The organism is Micromonospora sp. NPDC000668 (assembly GCF_042897975.1).
Taxonomy (GTDB): Bacteria; Actinomycetota; Actinomycetes; order Mycobacteriales; family Micromonosporaceae; genus Micromonospora.
Map to the genome: position 1 here is coordinate 342,421 of NZ_JBIAYP010000004.1, position 17,669 is coordinate 360,089.

General features: G+C 71.8%; 18 protein-coding genes. 8 read left to right on the forward strand and 10 right to left on the reverse strand.

The window, feature by feature from the left end; genetic code table 11:
• Position 1 precedes the first annotated feature (1 nt).
• The 6 genes from ACFY29_RS22390 to ACFY29_RS22415 all read left to right on the forward strand — a co-directional run bounded on the left by ACFY29_RS22390 (position 2) and on the right by ACFY29_RS22415 (position 6,119).
• Complete coding sequence (locus ACFY29_RS22390) at positions 2 to 958, forward strand: carbohydrate ABC transporter permease (protein ID WP_386989174.1); 957 nt, start codon at positions 2 to 4, stop codon at positions 956 to 958.
• Positions 955 to 1,869: a carbohydrate ABC transporter permease gene (locus tag ACFY29_RS22395; RefSeq protein WP_386989177.1), complete on the forward strand. Its 915-nt coding sequence runs from the start codon at positions 955 to 957 to the stop codon at positions 1,867 to 1,869. Before ACFY29_RS22390 ends, ACFY29_RS22395 begins: the two co-directional genes overlap by 4 nt.
• A complete protein-coding gene (locus ACFY29_RS22400; RefSeq protein ID WP_386989180.1) occupies positions 1,866 to 4,004 on the forward strand; it encodes an alpha-galactosidase in 2,139 nt (712 codons plus the stop codon). Before ACFY29_RS22395 ends, ACFY29_RS22400 begins: the two co-directional genes overlap by 4 nt.
• A 107-nt stretch (positions 4,005 to 4,111) precedes the next feature.
• The gene (locus ACFY29_RS22405; protein ID WP_328425144.1) at positions 4,112 to 4,513 is read left to right on the forward strand and encodes a YciI family protein; all 402 of its coding nucleotides are present in this window, start codon (positions 4,112 to 4,114) and stop codon (positions 4,511 to 4,513) included.
• Positions 4,514 to 4,537: 24 nt separating this feature from the next.
• Complete coding sequence (locus ACFY29_RS22410; protein WP_386989912.1) at positions 4,538 to 5,791, forward strand: RNA polymerase sigma factor; 1,254 nt, start codon at positions 4,538 to 4,540, stop codon at positions 5,789 to 5,791.
• Between the two features lie 7 nt (positions 5,792 to 5,798).
• On the forward strand, positions 5,799 to 6,119 hold the full coding sequence (locus tag ACFY29_RS22415; RefSeq protein WP_328425142.1) for a multidrug efflux SMR transporter: 321 nt from the start codon (positions 5,799 to 5,801) through the stop codon (positions 6,117 to 6,119).
• A gap of 55 nt (positions 6,120 to 6,174) precedes the next feature.
• Here the strand turns inward: ACFY29_RS22415 and ACFY29_RS22420 are convergent, their stop codons facing one another.
• Positions 6,175 to 7,521 carry a cellulase family glycosylhydrolase gene (locus ACFY29_RS22420; protein WP_386989185.1) on the reverse strand — a complete coding sequence of 449 codons (1,347 nt, stop codon included), beginning with the start codon at positions 7,519 to 7,521 and terminating at the stop codon, positions 6,175 to 6,177.
• A gap of 375 nt (positions 7,522 to 7,896) precedes the next feature.
• Here ACFY29_RS22420 and ACFY29_RS22425 point away from each other — a divergent pair, with 375 nt between their 5' ends.
• Positions 7,897 to 8,859 carry a TIGR03557 family F420-dependent LLM class oxidoreductase gene (locus tag ACFY29_RS22425; protein ID WP_328425138.1) on the forward strand — a complete coding sequence of 321 codons (963 nt, stop codon included), beginning with the start codon at positions 7,897 to 7,899 and terminating at the stop codon, positions 8,857 to 8,859.
• 265 nt (positions 8,860 to 9,124) lie between these two features.
• Here ACFY29_RS22425 and ACFY29_RS22430 read toward each other — a convergent pair whose 3' ends face one another.
• The 9 genes from ACFY29_RS22430 to ACFY29_RS22470 all read right to left on the reverse strand — a co-directional run bounded on the left by ACFY29_RS22430 (position 9,125) and on the right by ACFY29_RS22470 (position 17,019).
• Positions 9,125 to 10,282 (reverse strand): hypothetical protein, encoded by a 1,158-nt coding sequence (locus tag ACFY29_RS22430; protein WP_386989188.1) that lies wholly within the window; start codon positions 10,280 to 10,282, stop codon positions 9,125 to 9,127.
• The gene (locus ACFY29_RS22435; RefSeq protein ID WP_386989190.1) at positions 10,279 to 10,803 is read right to left on the reverse strand and encodes a SigE family RNA polymerase sigma factor; all 525 of its coding nucleotides are present in this window, start codon (positions 10,801 to 10,803) and stop codon (positions 10,279 to 10,281) included. Before ACFY29_RS22435 ends, ACFY29_RS22430 begins: the two co-directional genes overlap by 4 nt.
• Before the next feature lie 89 nt (positions 10,804 to 10,892).
• Positions 10,893 to 11,642 carry a hypothetical protein gene (locus ACFY29_RS22440; protein ID WP_386989192.1) on the reverse strand — a complete coding sequence of 250 codons (750 nt, stop codon included), beginning with the start codon at positions 11,640 to 11,642 and terminating at the stop codon, positions 10,893 to 10,895.
• A 60-nt stretch (positions 11,643 to 11,702) separates the two neighbouring features.
• Positions 11,703 to 12,518 carry an endonuclease/exonuclease/phosphatase family protein gene (locus tag ACFY29_RS22445; protein ID WP_386989195.1) on the reverse strand — a complete coding sequence of 272 codons (816 nt, stop codon included), beginning with the start codon at positions 12,516 to 12,518 and terminating at the stop codon, positions 11,703 to 11,705.
• Between the two features lie 7 nt (positions 12,519 to 12,525).
• Complete coding sequence (locus tag ACFY29_RS22450) at positions 12,526 to 14,016, reverse strand: phosphatase PAP2 family protein (RefSeq protein ID WP_386989197.1); 1,491 nt, start codon at positions 14,014 to 14,016, stop codon at positions 12,526 to 12,528.
• An 80-nt stretch (positions 14,017 to 14,096) separates the two neighbouring features.
• A complete protein-coding gene (locus tag ACFY29_RS22455) occupies positions 14,097 to 15,098 on the reverse strand; it encodes a YihY/virulence factor BrkB family protein (protein ID WP_328425126.1) in 1,002 nt (333 codons plus the stop codon).
• Positions 15,091 to 16,095, reverse strand: a complete 1,005-nt coding sequence (locus ACFY29_RS22460) for a diacylglycerol/lipid kinase family protein (RefSeq protein ID WP_386989201.1) — start codon at positions 16,093 to 16,095, stop codon at positions 15,091 to 15,093. Before ACFY29_RS22460 ends, ACFY29_RS22455 begins: the two co-directional genes overlap by 8 nt.
• Positions 16,096 to 16,204: 109 nt before the next feature.
• On the reverse strand, positions 16,205 to 16,783 hold the full coding sequence (locus tag ACFY29_RS22465; RefSeq protein WP_328426397.1) for a Clp protease N-terminal domain-containing protein: 579 nt from the start codon (positions 16,781 to 16,783) through the stop codon (positions 16,205 to 16,207).
• Complete coding sequence (locus tag ACFY29_RS22470) at positions 16,783 to 17,019, reverse strand: HTH domain-containing protein (RefSeq protein ID WP_074318164.1); 237 nt, start codon at positions 17,017 to 17,019, stop codon at positions 16,783 to 16,785. Before ACFY29_RS22470 ends, ACFY29_RS22465 begins: the two co-directional genes overlap by 1 nt.
• Before the next feature lie 157 nt (positions 17,020 to 17,176).
• Here ACFY29_RS22470 and ACFY29_RS22475 point away from each other — a divergent pair, with 157 nt between their 5' ends.
• A complete protein-coding gene (locus tag ACFY29_RS22475) occupies positions 17,177 to 17,611 on the forward strand; it encodes a VOC family protein (RefSeq protein WP_328425122.1) in 435 nt (144 codons plus the stop codon).
• Positions 17,612 to 17,669: the final 58 nt, after the last annotated feature.

A 17,669-nucleotide genomic window follows, 5' to 3' on the forward strand; every position in this document is an offset into this window, starting at 1 on the left:
CGTGTCCGACCTGCCCCTGATCCAAGCGGATCGCGCCGTGCCGCCGCCGGCCGCGACCACCTCCACGGGTGGTCGTCGCCGGCGGCTACGGCTCCTGTCCCGCACCGACCGCGTGGTCATCACGCTGATGGTGCTCGTCCCGCTGCTGCTCGTCACCGGGTTCGTCTGGCTGCCGGCGGTGGCCACCGTGCTGCTCTCCGGCACCAACTGGGACGGCATCGGCCCACTGAACGAGATCGAATTCGTCGGCGCCCGCAACTACAGCGACGTGGTGAACATCTACCCGCCGTTCGTGCCGGCGGTCCAGCACAACCTGCTCTGGCTGGCGGCGCTGTTCGTCGTCGCCACCCCGTTCGGCATGTTCCTTGCCGTCCTGCTCGACAAGGAGCTGCGGGGCAGCCGGTTCTACCAGACCGCGCTCTACCTGCCGGTGGTGCTCTCGCTGGCACTGATCGGCTTTGTCTGGCAGCTGCTCTACTCCCGCGACCAGGGTCTGATCAACGCGGTCTTCGGCAGCAACATCGACTGGTACGGCGACTCGAACGTCAACATCTGGGCGGTCATGGTCGCCTCCGGATGGCGGCACGTCGGCTACATCATGCTGCTGTACCTGGCCGGGCTGAAGGGCGTCGACCCGTCGCTGCGGGAAGCCGCCGCGGTCGACGGCGCCTCGGAGAGCCGGGCGTTCTTCCGGGTGGTGTTCCCGGTGATGCGGCCGATCAACATCATCGTCCTGGTGGTGACGGTCATCGAGTCGCTGCGTGCGTTCGACCTGGTCTGGGTGGTCAACAAGGGCCGCAACGGATTGGAGCTGATCTCCGCGCTGGTCACCCAGAACGTGGTGGGTGAGGCGAGCCGGATCGGGTTCGGCTCGGCGCTGGCGACCATCATGCTGGTCGTCTCGCTCGTCTTCATCACCATCTACCTGGCGACCGTGATGAGGGAGAACCGGGAATGAGCACCGCGACCGTGACCCGGCGTACCGAAGGCGAAGCCGACGCCCCCGGCCGCCGCCGCAAGCTGACCCCGCTGCGGCTGCTGCTGCACGGCTTCCTCATCGTCGTCTCGCTGACCTGGCTCTTCCCGATCGCCTGGGCGGTGCTGACGTCGCTGCGCTCCTACGAGTACACCGCCGCCAACGGCTACGTCTCGTTCGGCGGCTGGACCATCGACAACTACGTCACCGCCTGGCAGACGGCGGAGTTCGGTAAGCACTTCCTCAACTCGGTGTACATCACCGTGCCGGCAGTGCTGCTGACGCTCTTCCTCGCCTCGTGCGTGGCGTTCGTCATCGCGCGGTTCAGCTGGAAGCTCAACCTCGTGCTGCTCGGGGTGTTCACGGCAGCCAACCTGCTGCCCCAGCAGGCGCTGCTCATCCCCCTGTTCCGGCTGTTCACCGAGGTGCCGCTGCCGGAGTTCATGAGCGACTCGGAGCTGCTCTACGACAGCTACTGGGGGCTGATCCTGATCAACGTGGCCTTCCAGTGCGGGTTCTGCGTCTTCGTGCTCAGCAACTACATGAAGGCGCTGCCCCGCGACCTGTACGAGGCGGCGATGGTCGACGGGGCGAGCATCTGGCGGCAGTACTGGCAGGTCACCATGCCGCTGTGCCGGCCGGCCCTGGCGGCGCTGGCGACCCTGGAGGTGACCTGGATCTACAACGAGTTCTTCTGGGCCACCGTCCTGATGCGCACCGGCGACAAGTTCCCGGTGACCAGTTCGCTGAACAACCTGCGCGGTGAGTTCTTCACCGACAACAACCTGGTCTCGGCGGGCAGCGTGCTCGTCGCGATCCCCACCCTGGTGATCTTCTTTATGCTCCAGCGGCACTTCGTCCGGGGCCTGACCTTGGGAGCCTCCAAAGGATGACGATCCTGCACCTGCGCCGCGCGCGGACCAGCCTGGTGCTCGACGCGCGCGGCCCGGGGCTGCCCCGCATCGTGCACTGGGGCGGCGACGTCGGCGACCTCGACGACGACGGCCTGCGCCAGCTCGCCGACGCGACCGTACCGCCGGTGGTGCCGAGCAGCTTCGACGAGCCCACCGTGCTCTCCCTGCTGCCCGAGGCGAGCGCCGGCTGGAACGGCCGGCCAGGGCTGGCCGGGCACCGCGACGGCACCGGCTGGTCCACCGCTTTCCGGCTGGACGGCCTCGACGTCGACCAGCCGGCCAACGAGGGCTCGGCACGGGTGACCGTACGGGCCAGCGACCCGGCCGCCGAGCTGTCCCTGACCATCGAGATCGAGGTGGACCCGACCGGGTTGCTGCTGCTGCGCCACCGGCTGCGCAACGACGGCGACGGCGCGTACGAGCTGCGGGAGCTGGCCCCGGTGCTGCCGGTGCCGGCGGTCGCCACCGAACTGCTCGACCTGACCGGCCGGTGGTGCCGGGAACGGTCCCCGCAGCGGCACCCGTGGCAGCAGGGCAGTTGGGTCCGCGAGGGGCGGCACGGGCGTACCGGGCACGACGCCACCCTGCTGCTCGTGGCCGGCACCGCCGGGTTCGGCTTCGCCCACGGCGAGGTCTGGGCGGTACACACCGCGTGGAGCGGCGACCACGTCACCTTCGCCGAGCGCCGGCCCACCGGCGAGTCGACCCTCGGCGGCGGCGAGCTGCTGGCCCCTGGCGAGATCCGGCTCGGCCCCGGCGAGTCGTACGCCACTCCCCTGCTCTACGCGGTCTGGTCCGACGCCGGGCTGGACGGGCTCAGCGACGTGCTGCACACCCACCTGCGCGCCCGGCCCGGTCACCCGCGTTCCCCCCGCCCGGTGACCCTCAACGTCTGGGAAGCGGTCTACTTCGACCACGACCTGGACCGGCTGTGTGCGCTCGCCGACCGGGCCGCGCAGATCGGCGTCGAGCGGTTCGTCCTCGACGACGGCTGGTTCCGCGGCCGGCGCGACGACACCGCCGGGCTCGGCGACTGGTTCATCGACGAGGGCGTCTGGCCCGACGGCCTGCAACCGCTGATCGACCACGTGACGGGCCGAGGCCTGGAGTTCGGCCTCTGGGTCGAGCCGGAGATGGTCAACCCGGACTCCGACCTGTTCCGCGCGCACGCCGACTGGCTGCTGGCCGTGCCGGGACGGCTGCCGCCGCTCTGGCGCAACCAGCAGGTGCTCGACCTGGGCCGCCCGGAGGCGTACGACTACCTGCTGGACCGGCTCGACAAGCTGCTCACCGAACACCCCGGCATCAGCTACCTCAAATGGGACCACAACCGGGACCTCACCGAGGCCGGGCACCACGGCCGCCCCGGCGTGCACGAGCAGACCCTGGCCGTCTACCGGCTCCTCGACGAGCTGCGCAGCCGCCACCCCGGCGTGGAGATCGAGAGCTGCGCGTCCGGTGGCGCCCGGGTGGACCTGGCCATCCTGGCGCGCACCGACCGGGTGTGGGCCAGCGACTGCAACGACGCCCTGGAACGGCTCAGCATCCAGCGCTGGACCGGGCTGCTGCTGCCACCGGAACTGGTCGGCACACACGTCGGGCCGGAACGCTCACACACCACCAACCGGGTGCACGACCTCGGCTTCCGCGCGGCCACCGCGCTCTTCGGCCACCACGGCATCGAGTGGGACATCGCGTCGATCAGCGCCGCCGAGCAGACCGACCTGGCCGCCTGGGTGGCGCTGCACAAACGGCTCCGGCCGCTGCTGCACGCCGGCCGCGTGGTCCGGGTCGACCACCCGGACCCGGCCGTCTGGGCGCACGGCGTGGTCGACCACGACGGCACCCACGCGGTGTACGCCATCGCCCGGCTGGCCACCTCGGTGGCGCAGTCCCCCGGCGCGGTCCGGCTGCCCGGCCTGGACCCGGGCCGGCGTTACCTGGTCCGACCGGTGTCGGAGGTGCCGCCCCCGGCGACCATCGACCGGTCCGCGCCGGGCTGGCTGGCCACCGGCGTCACGCTCAGCGGGGCGGCACTGGCCCGGATGGGGGTGCAACTGCCCGCGTTGCACCCGGAGCAGAGCCTGGTCCTGGAGGTCATCGCCGCCAGCTGACAAAATTTCCGGAGATTCTTTGGGTCGGGGTGTCGAGAACGGTGCCGCCTGCTTCTACCTCAGGGTGAGAGCACCGAAGATGGTGCGCAGGCGTGAGGAGCGAAACCATGAAGTACATGTTGCTGATGCAGTTCAGCGCCGCCGGGACCGACTTCCCGGGCATCGACACCTGGAGCCCCGAGGAGATCCGGGCGCACATCGGCTTCATGCAGGAGGTCAACGACAAGCTCGTCAGCGACGGCGAGATGGTCGACGGACAGGGGCTGGGCGGCCCGGCGCAGGTCCGGATCGTCCGCGCCGGGGCCGACGGCGCGCCGGTGGTCACCGAGGGGCCGTTCGCCGAGACCAAGGAGTTCCTCGCCGGCTACTGGGTCGTCGACTGCGACACCCCGGACCGGGCTGTCCAGATCGCCGCGCACATCTCCACCGCACCCGGCCCCGGCGGCCGGCCGCTGAACATGCCGATCGAGGTGCACCCGGTGATGTCCGCCCCACCCGTGGAGTTGTGAGGGCTGACGACCACCGATCCCCGCATCGAGGACCTGCTGCGCGAGTTGGCGCCGCAGGTCCTCGGCGTGCTCGCCCGTCGGTTCGGGGACTTCGCCACCGCCGAGGACGCGGTGCAGGAGGCCCTGCTGGCCGCCGCCACCCAGTGGCCGACCGAGGGGACGCCGACGAACCCGCGCGGCTGGCTGATCCAGGTCGGCTACCGCCGGATGATCGAGCTGGTCCGCGGCGAGCAGGCCCGGCGTCGCCGGGAGGACCTGGTCGCCCAACGGGACCCGTACGACCGACAGCACGCACCGGCGGCGGACGAGGAGCTGACCGCCGAGCGGGACGACACCCTGGTCCTGCTCTTCCTCTGCTGCCACCCGGCGCTCGCCCCGGCGTCGGCCGTCGCACTGACCCTGCGCGCGGTCGGCGGGCTGAGCACCGCCGAGATCGCCCGTGCGTTCCTGGTGCCGGAGGCGACCATGGCGCAGCGGATCAGCCGGGCCAAGCAGCGCATCCGCTCCTCCGGGCTGCCGTTCCGGATGCCCGACGAGGCGGAACGGGCCGACCGGCTCGCCGCCGTGCGGCAGGTGCTCTACCTGATCTTCACCGAGGGGCACACCAGCACCGCCGGCCCGGACCTGCGCCGGGTCGACCTCGCGGTGGAGGCGATCCGGCTGACCCGCGCGCTGCACGCCCGGCTGCCCACCGACAGCGAGTCGGCTGGGCTGTTGGCGTTGATGCTGCTCACCGAGGCGCGCAGCCCGGCCCGCACGGGGCCCTCCGGCGAGCTGATCTCACTGGCCGATCAGGACCGCACCCGCTGGGATGCGGCGGCGATCGCCGAGGGCGTCGCGCTGGTCACCTGGGCGCTGCCGCGCGGGCCGGTCGGCCCGTACCAGGTGCAGGCCGCCATCGCCGCGCTGCATGACGAGGCGCCGAGCACCGGGGCGACCGACTGGCCGCAGATCCTGGCGCTCTACGAGGTGCTGGAGCGATTGTCCGGCAGCCCGGTGGTGTCCCTCAACCGGGCCGTGGCGACCGCCATGGTGCACGGGCCGGAGGCCGGCCTGGCCGCCCTCGACGCGCTGACCGACGACCCACGGCTGGCCGGGCACCACCGGTTGTCCGCCGCCCGCGCCCACCTGCACGAGATGGCCGGCGACCACGCTCGGGCGATCGCCGACTACCGGGCCGCCGCCGGGCGCACGAGCAGCCTGCCCGAGCAGCGCTACCTCACCATGCGGGCGGCCCGACTCGCCGCCGTGGCGCACCAACCCACCACGAAGGACTGAGGGCCGCATGGCGTACGTGTTGCTGGGGATCGCCATCGCCGCCGAGGTGCTGGCGACCAGCCTCCTCAAGACCACTGCCGGGTTCAGCCGGCTCTGGCCGACGGTGGCCTGCCTCGGCGGTTACGTCGTGGCGTTCATCCTGCTGGCCCAGGCGGTCAAGGAGATCCCGGTCGGGGTCGCGTACGCCCTCTGGTCGGGCCTGGGCACCGCCACCATCGTGGCGATCGGTGCGGTGTTCCTGGACGAGCCGGTCGGGCTGGCCAAGCTCGGCGGCATCGCGCTGATCATCGCCGGGGTGGTCATCGTGAACCTGGCCGGGGAGCACTGACCACGAGGGGTCACGGTGGCCGGGCCCGTCGCGGGCCCGGCCACCTGCCCGTCGGTCAGCTCGCGGTGCAGCTCACCTCCGGCTTGGCGTTGCTGCCGGTCCAGCCGCCGATGAAGCCGAAGCTCGTGCTGGCGCCGGCGGCCAGCCGGCCGTTGTAGTCCACGTTGCGCGCGGTCACCGCGGCTCCGCTGCTGGTCAGCGTCACGTTCCAGGACTGGCTGACGCTCTGCCCGTTGACGAAGGTCCACCGGGCGCTCCAGCCGGTGATCGCGGTCGCGCCGGCGGTCACCCGCACCTCACCCTGGAAGCCGCCCTGCCACTGGTTGACGATCGCGTACGTCGCGGTGCAGCCACCGGCCGGCGGCGGAGTCGTCGGCGGCGGAGTGGTGGGTGGCGGGGTGGTCGGCGGCGGGGTGCCGCCGAAGACCGTTGCCTCCCGGGCGGTCTGCCGGATGCCGTTGGCGCCGTTGAAGATCCGCTGGCCCCAACTGGTCAGGCTGGCCGGGTTGAAGGCGGTGGCCATGTCGAGATACTCCACGCCACCGCCGTTGCCGCTCCACGACCAGCCCAGCCAGCCGATCCCGTTGGCCTGGCTGTAGGCGAGGATGGTGTCCTCGTCCGGGTCGCCGTCGGAGTGGTTGAAGCCGAACTCGCCGACCACGATCGGCAGCCCCGCGGTGCGGAACCGGCCCAGGTAGTCGCTGATCTCCGCGGCGGTGTCGAAGACCCCGTACATGTGGATGGAGAAGACGGTGTTGCGGGCCGGGTCGGCGGCGAAGACCGAGGCGGCGTTGTCGCGCATGGTGAACGACCAGTCCTGCCCCCAGTTCGGCGCGTCCACCATGATCGTGTGGGTCAGCCCGGCGGCGCGCAGCCGCTTGATCGCGTTGGCGTTGTCGGTGGCCCAGGAGGCGTAGTTCTGGTTGCCGTACGGCTCGTTGCCGATGTTGACGATGACGTACTTCTCCTGGCCGGCGAGCACGTCGGCGATGCTGAGCCAGTAGTCGACGGCCCGATCGAGGGTGATCGCGCCGCTCTGCTCGCCGTAGCCGGTGGTGTCGTGCACCTCCAGCACGCAGATCAGCCGGTTGGCCTTGCACGTCGAGATGACGTTGGCCACGTCGGCGTTGGTGTTGCGGGTCCACCGGTCGCCGCTGGAGAGCACCACCCGCACGGTGTTCGCGCCGAGCGCCTTGACGTCGGCAAACGAACTGGTCTGCTGCGGGTACCAGGTGTGCGCGTGGTTGACCCCGCGCATGATGAATTCGGTGCCGTTGGCGTCGTACAGCTTGCCGCCCGCGACGGAGAAGCCGGCTGCGGCGTGTGCCGGCTGGCCGAACGCCAGCACGGCGACGAGCAGCGCGAGCAGGGCCGCGCCGGCGGCGGAGAGTCGAGTCTTCATGGCCTTCCTCAGGGAGGACCCCCGGTGCCCGACAGGGGTGGGACGTGACAGGGGAAGGCGGCTGCAGCCCGACAGCCGCCGCCCGGATCCCGACGGCGCAGGCATCAGCGTAGGACGATGGATCGGTCGGCGCAACCGGTTCAGTGGCCGGATCCGGGCGGCAGACAGCCGTGACGGCCCACGCGGACGCGGGCCGTCACGGGGCGGTCATCCCCACCACAGGATGTACGCCACACCGGACTCTTAACCGGTTAAGAGCGACCGTAGGCAGGCCATCGTCATCCGTCAAGCGTTGTCCGTCGGAACCGGACGGGATGGTTGACCGCTGCCGACCGGGGTATCCCGGGAACGTCGCCGGTGGGAAGGGAAACCAGGATGGTCAGTGTCGGCTACACCCTGATGTGCGAGCAGTCCGGTCCGAAGCAGTTGATCGACCACGCGGTCCGGGCCGAGGCTGCCGGCTTCGACCAACTGGTCGTGTCCGATCACTACTCCCCCTGGCTGGACGCACAGGGCCACTCCCCGTACGCCTGGTCGGTGCTCGGCGCGGTCGCCCACGCCACCTCCCGCGCGGAGCTGATGTCCTTCGTGACCTGCCCGATCCGCCGCTACCATCCGGCCGTCGTGGCGCAGAAGGCCAGCACGATCGGTGCACTCTCGGACGGCCGGTTCACCCTCGGCCTGGGCGCCGGGGAGAACCTCAACGAGCACGTGGTCGGCGGCTGGCCACACGTGCAGCAGCGGCACGAGATGTTCGAGGAGGCGTTGCAGATCATCCGGCCGCTGCTCAACGGCGAGTCGCTGACCTTCTCCGGCAACCACTTCGACGTGCCCGACGCCTACGTCTGGGACCGCCCGGAACGGCCGGTTCCCATGGCCATCGCCGCCTCCGGCCGACAGTCCGCCACCCTGGCCGCCGAGTACGGCAACGGCCTCGTGGCCACCGAGCCCGACCGGCACATCATCGAGATGTACGACGACGCCGGCGGCGCCGGCCAACCCCGCTACGGGCAGGTGCCCATCTGCTACGGCCCGGACGAGGCGGAGTGCCGCAAGATCGTGCACGACCAGTTCCGCTGGTTCGGGTTGGGCTGGAAGGTCAACGCCGAACTGCCCGGCCCGGACTCCTTCGCCGCCGCCTCCCAATTCGTCCGGGAGGAGGACGTCGCCGAGGGCATCTCCTGCGGCCCGGACGTGGACACGCACGTCGAGGCGTTCCGGAAGTTCGTCGACGCCGGCTTCACCCACGTGGCTATCGTCCAGGTCGGCGGGGAGACCCAGCCGATGTTCCTGGACTGGGCGCAGGAGGAGTTGCTGCCCCGGCTGCGCTCGCTGTGAGCACTGCCCCGTTTGACTGGCGGGACCAGATGACCCGGCTGGTCCCGAACGCTCGGCTGGTCGTCGTAGCCACACTCACGGACAGGTGAAACCTCATGCGCTTTGGCAACACGGAGATCCGGCCGTTCGGTGGAGGTCTCGGCTGCCTGCTGATGATCCTCGCATCGATCGTCGCGTCGGTGGTGCTCACCGTACTGCTCAATCTGGTGCTCTGAGCCGAGCCGGCGGTCCGGTGGCCGACCCGACGCCGGGTCGGCCACCGCATTCACCGCTGGAGCGGACGCCAGGACGCCCGATCGTTCCAGCCCTCGATCATCCGCATCGAGGCGGCCATTTCCAGGCCCCCGTCGCGGCCACCCACCGCGCTCGCGCCGGCCGGACTCTCCGTCGAGACCTCGGTGACACATCCCGAGCAGCCGGGCACCTGCGCCACCCGGAACACTCCGACGCCCGCGTCATCGCTCATCACCGACCCGACGCGGCCCGCCACCATCGTGCGGGACTCCTCGAAGTCGCTTCCGTCACCGGCGAAGATCCCGTTGCTCACGCCGATGCTGAGGTCCTGACGGGGGCCCGGCCCACCCGTGCGGTAGTGGACGTGGACGTCCAGCCACTTCCCGTTGTACATCCGCACCTCGGTGCCCTTCAGCGTGGCCCCGGCCGGTACGGCGACCGGCGCGAACGGGACGCTCACTCGCTGGGTCTCCCACACCAGCCCCGCCGCGATCTGGCGGCCGAGCTCCTCGGGATGGTCGACCTTCGACATGCGGATCGACATCCAGCCGTCCGGCGCGTACTGCCAGGAGAGCAGCGTCTCGCCGCCGTCGGTGTAGAGGAAGGCCGAGTGCCCGTCGACCGGTGCCACCGGCGTGCCGGGCAGGGCGACCGCCGGCGGCGGACCGTCCAACTCGCTCCGCTGCCGCTGGTTGGCGAAGAGATCCACCCCGCGCGCACCCATCCGCACGGTCACCGACCGGCCCACGCCCATGATCGGCCCCGGCTCCACCGGCCCGCCGGGGCTGATCGCCTCGGGAACGCTCGCGTCCACCGCCAGGACCTTCAGATCCGTCCGGTACGACTGGTCGACTGCCTCGGCCGTCACCGACCCGAGCCGGAACAGCCGCAGCGTCGGATCGAACGCCTCCGGAGCCACCGTGGGCGGTCCCGCCGGGGCCGTCGCGGACGGCGACGGATCGTCCGCAGGCGACGGGCCCACCGATGGCCGGACACCGGCCAGCAGGGCGGCCGAGCCGAGCAACGCCAACACCGTGGCCGCCGCCCCGACCGCGGTCAACTGTCGGCGCCGGCGGACCGTCCGCTCGCCGTCGGCCAACGCCCTCTCCATCGACACCCCGCCGCCGGGCAGGTCGTCGGCCGCGCGCGCCAACAGGCTCCGCACGTACGTCTCCTCCTGATCGATCATCGGGCCGCTCCCTTCGACTCCGCGTCCTGCGGCAACTGCCGGCGCAGCGCGGTCAGCCCCCGCGCGGTCTGACTCTTGACGTTCCCGGTCGAGCAGCCCAGCACCTCGGCGGTCTGCTCGACGCTCAGGTCGGCGTAGAACCGGAGCACCAGGACCACCCGCTGGCCGGGTGGCACCGCCGCCAGCGCGGCACGCACCGTCACCGCGTCCGCGGCAGCGTCACCCGGCCCGGACGGCGCACCGCGGGGCACCGGCTCGGGTGTGCGGTCGAACAACTGGACGCCCCACCAGCGGGACCGCCGCTCCTGCTTGAACGCGTTGACCAGCATCCGATGGACGTACGCACCGACGTTGTCGGCCTGCCGTACCCGGGGCCACTTCACGAAGAGCTGGGTGAGCGTCTGTTGCACCACGTCGTCGGCCCGGTGCCGGTCACCGGTCAACAGGTAGGCGGTGCGTCGCAGTTTCTCGGTCACTCCGGTGACGAACTCGACGTACTCGTGCCGTTGTGCGGCATGCATCAACCACTCCCGTTCCGGATTCCGACGCTGTCACCCTATGGATGGACGCGGATCTGGATCAGGTTGCACGCGCACCGGCGCGGCCGGCGTCAGCGGCGCAGGCCGAGGGCGGTGAGCACCTCACGGGAGGCCAGCCGAGCCGGATCGAGCACCGAACGGCGGATCCAGCGGGCCACCGGTGACACGGTGGCCCGCCACGCCGCCCCGACGCCACGCGCCACCGGCACGACGATGGCCGACCAGGCCCACCGCAGACCGCGCAGCAGCGGTCGGTACAGCAGCCGCAGCAACCACCCGGCCACCCGCCACGCCCCCACCACGGCGGCGACCACCAGCCGGCCGGCCGGCGCGAGCACCGTGCCCAGCCAGCGCAGCGGCCGTACCACCAGGTGCTCGACGAGCCAGACCAACGCCCGGCCGAACAGGACCAACGGCGGGCGGAGCACCACGCGGGCCACCCAGGCCATGGCGTGGCCGAGCCAGACCAGGGGGAGCCAGACGAACGTGCGGACGAGCCAGACCAGAGGGAGCCAGACCAACGTGCGGGCGACCCAGACCAGCGGGACCCACAGGAGTCGGTGCAGCGCCCAGGCCAGCGGCGCCAGCAGCCAGCGGCGCAGGAACCGGCCGGTCGGGCCGAGCAGGTGGCGGTACAGCAGCCGGCCGGTGGCCGCGATCAGCTCCCAGAGCAGGCGTACCGGCAGCACCACGACCAGCGCCACACCGCGCGCGACGGCCGCGACGAGCGGAAGCTCGGCGGCGGCCGGCGGGCCGGCGGCCGGACCGGCCACAGTGGGCGCGCCGGGCAGCGGCGGGCGGACGGTCGAACGGTCGGTCACGGTGGGCACCGTAACGGGCCCGCGCCACGCCTGGGGTCCCGGTCGCACCTAGCGGACCGCTCAGCGTGGGGCTGGGTCCAGGTCCAGATCGGCCAGCAACGGATAGTGGTCCGAGGCGGTGTCCGCCGCCCCGCCACGGATCACCCGGCAGTCCCGGACCCGCTCGGCCAGCGCCGGGGTCCCGAACAGGTAGTCCAGTCGCATCCCGGCGAACTCGGCCCCGCCGAACCGGGTGGGCACGGTGCGGCCGTCGGCCTCCGGTGCTCCGGCGGCGGCCGACGGCCAGAGGTCGACCAGGCCGGCGGCCAGCAGCCGGGCGACAACGCGGGTGTCCACGGCGCCGCCGCCCCGCCGCAGGTGGCGCCGCCGGTAAAGAGCGGGCATCCCGGCCAGGCGCGCGGTGTGGTCGACGGTCGGGTCGAGCGAGTTGAGGTCACCGGCGACCAGCGTCAGTGGCCCCTGGGCGCGTCGCAGCGCGGCCACCAGCCAGTCGACCTCCATCCGCCGCCGTCCCCCGGAGTACGGGTAGAGGTGGGTGCCGAGCACGGTCAGCGGACCGGCCGAGGTGGCCACCACGACGCGGGCGGCGGCGTGGTGGAACGGCCGGCGCAGCGACCCCGCGGCGACGACCCGCAGCGGCGGCCGGACCAGCACCGCCACCGGCTGTCCGAAGCAGGACCGGGCCAGGTGGGGTGTCATCCCCACCCGACCCGCCACCTCGGCCAGGAGCCCGCCGCGGTCGAAGCCGCGCAGCTCCTGCAAGGCCAGCACGTCCGGCGCCTGCGCGGTGATCACCTCGACCAGCAGGTCCCACCGGTCGGAGCCACCCCGGTCCCGACCGCCGGTCCGGATGTTCCAGGTCATCACCCGCAGCACGGGACGCTCAGTCCGCCCGGCCGGCCCGGGCCAGCTCGTCGTCGAGGGTGTCCACGTCCTCCGACTCGATGCTCGGTTGGTTGCCCTCCCGCACGTCGGCGTTCGGCCGGATGACCAGGTAGAGCAGCCCAATCCAGAGCGCGGAGAGCAGCATCGCGCCCATGAAGTCGGTCGGGTGGTGCATCCCCCGGTACATCCGGGAGGTGGCCACCCCGACCGGCATGATCACCGCCAGGGCCACGAGGATCCAACGCCACCAGCGATCGGTACGCGGCAGCACGATGACGGCGATCGCCAGCCAGATGCAGATGGTCGCCGCGATGTGCCCGGACGGGAACGACGAGGTGGGCATCTGGCCGTCCAGGTTCTCCACCGCCGGGCGCGGCCGGTCGACCGCCCTTGCGGAGGCAAGGAAGAGGGTCAGCTCGCCGACCATCGCCAGCGCCACGAACAGCACCGGCCGCCAGCGTCGCCACACCGCCAGCACCAGCGGGCAGAACACCAGCGCGATGAGCAGGATGGCGTGGGTGTCGCCGAACTTGCTCCACCACCAGCTCACCTCGGTCAGCACCTCGCTGTGCCGGTCGGCGAACCAGCGCGGCACCTCGGTGTCGAGGGTGTCGAAGAAGGTGCCCTTGGCGTGGTAGCTGACGTACGTGCCGAAGGCGTACAGCGCCCCGAACACCAGCACCCAGCCGACCAGCAGCTCGGCCACCGCCGAGCGGGGGTGGGCCAGCACGTGTTCCTCGGCCGGGGCGGGGGCGATGTCGTGCCCGGCCTCCGGCTCCAGCCCCTCGGTCAACGGCGGGACCGGGCGGCCCCGTTCACGCCGCCACAGCTGGAAGGCGTACGAGGTGACACCGAGCCAGGCGGCGCCGAGCAGCCAGCCGGCCAGCACGTCGGAGACGAAGTGCACGCCCAGCGCGATCCGGGTCAGCCCGATCAGGGTGACCAGCACGCCGACCGCGACGATCGCCGGCTTACGCCAGCGGGGCGCCATCGCCGGCAGGAAGACCAGCAGCAGCGCCCCGTACGCGACGAACGAGCCGAGCGCGTGCCCGCTCGGGAAGCTGTTGCCCGGGGCGCTGGCGATCGGCAGGTCCACCACCGGGCGGAGCCGGCCGACCAGCGTCTTCAGCGACGGGTCGAGGATCAGGCCGCCGACCCCGGTGATGATCAGGTAGACGGCCAGCCGTGGCTGCCGCCGGATCAGCAATCCGACCACGGCGATGGTGACCAGCCAGATGAGGATCGGCCGGCCGCCCAGGTCGGTCACCGCCTGGAGCACGGTGACGAGTGCGTGGTGCGGGGCGACGAGATCGTTGAACCAATCGGCGACCGCGTGGTCGGCGTCCTGCAACGGGCTCCACCGCACCCGGACGAGCAACAACAGCAGCCCGAAGGCCACCCCGGCGCCGGTGACGGCCGCCAGACCAGCGATGCTCCGCTCGGCGAAATGCCCGATCGGACGCCGCACCACCTCTTTGACCGCGGTCACCCCGCACCTCCCTTGTCTGCCTGGCGGTGCGCTTTACCCGATCGGCGCCTCCCGTACACGCGGACGTCGGACGGGGGCGGCTACAGGGCCGTCATGTCCCCGGTGTCGAAGAGCTCTGCGCGGTCGGCCTCCGGCTCCCACAGGTCAGGTTGGGCGGGCTCCTGCACGCCGATGCGCAACGCCTCCAGCTGGGCGGCGAAGGCCAGCCCGCCGAAGAGCGCCATGCCGGTGAGGTTGGCCCAGAGCAGCAGCGCCATCATCCCGGTCAACGCGCCGTAGGTCTGGCCGAAGTCGTCGCTGAACCGCACGTACGCGGCGAGCAGCAGGCTGGCCAGCCACCACAGCGCCGTGGCGATGCCGGCGCCGAAGAACAGCCAGGAGAGGCCGGGCTGCTTGCGGCGCGGCGCGCGCCGGAACAGCACCGCCACGGCGAGCACGGTCAGCCCGAGGCTCAGCGGGAAGCGGATCACATTCCAGACGCCGTTGGCGACCGCACCCCACTCGTAGTGCTCCCGCACCGAGTCGCCCACCGCGCCGCCGGCAACCAGGATCAGGAAGCCGGCCAATGCGGGCAGGCCGGCGGTGAGGGCCAGCACGGCGGCACGGAAGTACTTCCGCAGCGCCGGGCGGTCCCGCTCCACGCCGTAGATGCGGTTGGCGCCCCGTTCGATCTGGGCCATCGTGGTGGTCAGCGCGACCAGCCCGGTGAGCAGGCCGAGGGTGAGCGCCAGTTCGCCCGCGTCCTCGACACGTTCGCCCTCGCCGAGCAGCTCGGCGACCACCTGCTCGCTCTGGCCGGGGGTGAGCGCCAGGACGGTGTCGGCGACCACGCGGCCGCCTTCTTCGACGCCCAGCTCGCTGATCAGGCCGGTGAGGGCGATCATGAACGGCACCACGGCGAGGCAGAGCTGCAGCGCGAAGGCCCGGGCGTGGCTGAACCCGTCGCCGTAGCGGAAACGGATGAAGGCGTCCCGCAGCAGGTGCCAGCCGCCCTGGCGGCGCAGCGTGTGCCAGGCATCGTCGGCGGACAGCTCCTCGTCGGCCATCAGCCGGGTCTCCGGCACGATCCGGGTGCTACTCACGACGCGCTTCCTCGATCAGCTGCTCGCCCCGCTCCCCGGCTCGCTGCGCGTCGACGGCCAGGTCGGGGGCGTCCTCGGGCTGTGGCACGCAGAGCCAGAGCGCCTGCGGCCGGACTTCCGCCCGCAGCTGCCGGCCCGGGGAGATGAGGTCGCCGTCCAGCTCCCGGGGTTGGGCCCGGTTGCTGGTGACCACCACGCGCCGGCCGCGGAACACCTCCATCTGCGGCACCTGGCCGTTGCGGCGGATCACGGCCCAGCCGAGCGCGAGCCAGTGCCGCAGGTTGCGTGGGGTGAGCACCGCGATGTCGAGCCAGCCGTCGTCCGGCTCGGCCTCGGTGAGCAGCCGCACGCCGCCTTGGAGCCGGCCCACGTTGGCGATCAGCACCGAGCGGGCCCGGCGGCGCACCGGCGGGCGGTCGTCGATGCGGATCTGCACCCGCATCGGCCGGTCCCGCAGGTGCCGGGCGGCACCCACCACGTACGCCGGCCAGCCGATCCGGGCCTTGGTGGTCTCGGAGGTGGCGGCCAGCATCTGGGCGTCGAAGCCCATGCCGGCCATCACGGTGAAGTACTGGTCCTCGACGGCGCCGACGTCGAGCAGCCGTCGGCCGCGCTCGATGGCGACCTGCAGCCCGGCGGCCATGTCGGTGGAGAGACCCAGGTTGGCGGCAAGCAGGTTTCCGGTGCCCTGGGGCAGCACGGCCAGCGCCACGTCCGTGCCGACCAGGCCGCTGACGCAGGACATCACGGTGCCGTCGCCACCGCAGGCGAAGACCAGGTCGACGCCGGCCTTGACGGCCTGCTCGGTCTGGCCGCGCCCGGGGTCGTCGGCAGTGGTCTCGAACCACTGCGGCTCGGGCCAGCCGGCGGCGGCGAGGGCGTCGTTCACGGTGCGGCGCAGCTCGTCGAGATCGTCGACCTTCACCGGGTTGACCACGACGGCGGACCGCAGCCCGCCGTCGCCGCCCGAGGGCCGCCTTTCCTGTCCAGCATCCACGGCGCCAGTGTGCAGCACCGGTACGCCTTCAGCGAGCCCACGAGCGGCCGGCGTCGGAAGTGCCACAGACAGGTTTCAACACGCCTGCCGCTGTTTCACGCGACCGCTGTCAGGCCGCCGTCCGCAGCGCGCTCTCCACCCGTCGGCGCAGATCGTCGAGGTCAGCCCCGGCCTCGGTGAGCACCAGCGCACCCAGGCCCTGGCCCTCGCGGAGCACCCCGAGCAGGATGTGCTCGGTGCCGATGTGGCGGTGACGCAGCCGCAGCGCCTCCCGCAGCGACAACTCCAGCACCTTCTTGGACCGGGGCGAGAACGGCCCGCCGAGGAACCGCCGGCGGCCCCAGCGGCGGCGCGGTGCCGGCACAGCCTCGCGCAGTGCGTCCGGGCCGAAGGACTGCTCGATTCGGGCCACGATCGCGGCCAGGTCGATGCCGATCTCGCGCAGCGCCGCCGCGTCCGCGTCGCCGAGGCCGGCGCCGCCGCTGGCCGTGTGCCGGCGGACCCGCTCGCGCAGGTCGTCGGCGCGTACCCCGGCGTCGGCCAGCACCCGGCTGGCCAGGCCGGCCTCGTCGGCCGTCAGGGCGAGCAGCAGGTGCTCGGTGCCGACCGGGCGCTGGCCCTCGGCCCGCGCCTCCTCCAGCGCCCGGTGCACCACGTCGCGCGCCCGGTCGGTGAACCGTTCGAACATCACGCCTCCCAGGATTGATTGACCGCCGGCCGCCCGGCGTGCTTCTTGTGCACCGCCTGCCGGCTGACCTCGAGCGCGTCGGCGATCTCCTGCCAGGACCAGCCCTGTCGACGGGCGTTGTCCACCTGGACCACCTCGAGCCGCTCGAGCAGCCGGCGCAGCGCGCGGACGGCGCGCAGCCCGACCCGGGGGTCGGTGCTGCCGGCTGCCGCCGCGAGTTCCGTCGCCTGACTCATGCCGTCAACATACGTTGACAGCGCCACTCGTGTCAACCCCAGTTGACGAACGCCGCCGCCAGGAATCGACTGTGGGTTCTCAGCGAGGTTGATCCGTTCTCACCACCAGGGGCGGGTCCGTGGAGACAACGAAAGACCCCGCCCCTATGGTGGACCGATGGCGTCGGTCAAGCAGTTCCAAGTCACCTTCGACTGCGCAGAGCCTGAGCGCGTCGCTCGCTTCTGGTGCGAGGTGTTGGGGTACGTCGTACCGCCGCCACCGGAGGGGTTCGCCACCTGGGACGAGTTCGATCGCGCGCTGCCGCCTGAGCAACAGGGTTCAGCGTTCGCATGCAGTGATCCCTCAGGTGTGGGCCCGCGACTGTTCTTCCAGCGCGTTCCCGAAGGCAAGGTCGTCAAGAATCGGCTGCATCTTGACGTGCGGGTCGGCACCGGGCTCGTGGGTGAAGAGCGCCTGGCCGCACTTGAGGCCGAATGCGCACGACTGGTCCCGCTCGGCGCGGCACGCGTGCGACTACTGCTTGCCGATGGCGACAACGAGTCGTGCCTCGTGATGCAGGACATCGAGGGCAACGAGTTCTGTCTCGACTGAGTGGCCACGAACGTGGCACCTTCGCTGAGAACCCACATCGACAGCACCCCCGAACCGG

What these genes read in the sequence shown, in the direction of transcription:
- ACFY29_RS22405 (WP_328425144.1), top strand. Translation starts at nt 4,112, where the DNA reads ATGAAGTACATGTTGCTGATGCAGTTCAGCGCCGCCGGGACCGACTTC.
- ACFY29_RS22430 (WP_386989188.1), bottom strand. Translation starts at nt 10,282, where the DNA reads ATGATCGATCAGGAGGAGACGTACGTGCGGAGCCTGTTGGCGCGCGCG.
- ACFY29_RS22470 (WP_074318164.1), bottom strand. Translation starts at nt 17,019, where the DNA reads ATGAGTCAGGCGACGGAACTCGCGGCGGCAGCCGGCAGCACCGACCCC.
- ACFY29_RS22475 (WP_328425122.1), top strand. Translation starts at nt 17,177, where the DNA reads ATGGCGTCGGTCAAGCAGTTCCAAGTCACCTTCGACTGCGCAGAGCCT.
- ACFY29_RS22415 (WP_328425142.1), top strand. Translation starts at nt 5,799, where the DNA reads ATGGCGTACGTGTTGCTGGGGATCGCCATCGCCGCCGAGGTGCTGGCG.
- ACFY29_RS22420 (WP_386989185.1), bottom strand. Translation starts at nt 7,521, where the DNA reads ATGAAGACTCGACTCTCCGCCGCCGGCGCGGCCCTGCTCGCGCTGCTC.
- ACFY29_RS22395 (WP_386989177.1), top strand. Translation starts at nt 955, where the DNA reads ATGAGCACCGCGACCGTGACCCGGCGTACCGAAGGCGAAGCCGACGCC.
- ACFY29_RS22465 (WP_328426397.1), bottom strand. Translation starts at nt 16,783, where the DNA reads ATGTTCGAACGGTTCACCGACCGGGCGCGCGACGTGGTGCACCGGGCG.
- ACFY29_RS22435 (WP_386989190.1), bottom strand. Translation starts at nt 10,803, where the DNA reads ATGCATGCCGCACAACGGCACGAGTACGTCGAGTTCGTCACCGGAGTG.
- ACFY29_RS22400 (WP_386989180.1), top strand. Translation starts at nt 1,866, where the DNA reads ATGACGATCCTGCACCTGCGCCGCGCGCGGACCAGCCTGGTGCTCGAC.
- ACFY29_RS22425 (WP_328425138.1), top strand. Translation starts at nt 7,897, where the DNA reads ATGGTCAGTGTCGGCTACACCCTGATGTGCGAGCAGTCCGGTCCGAAG.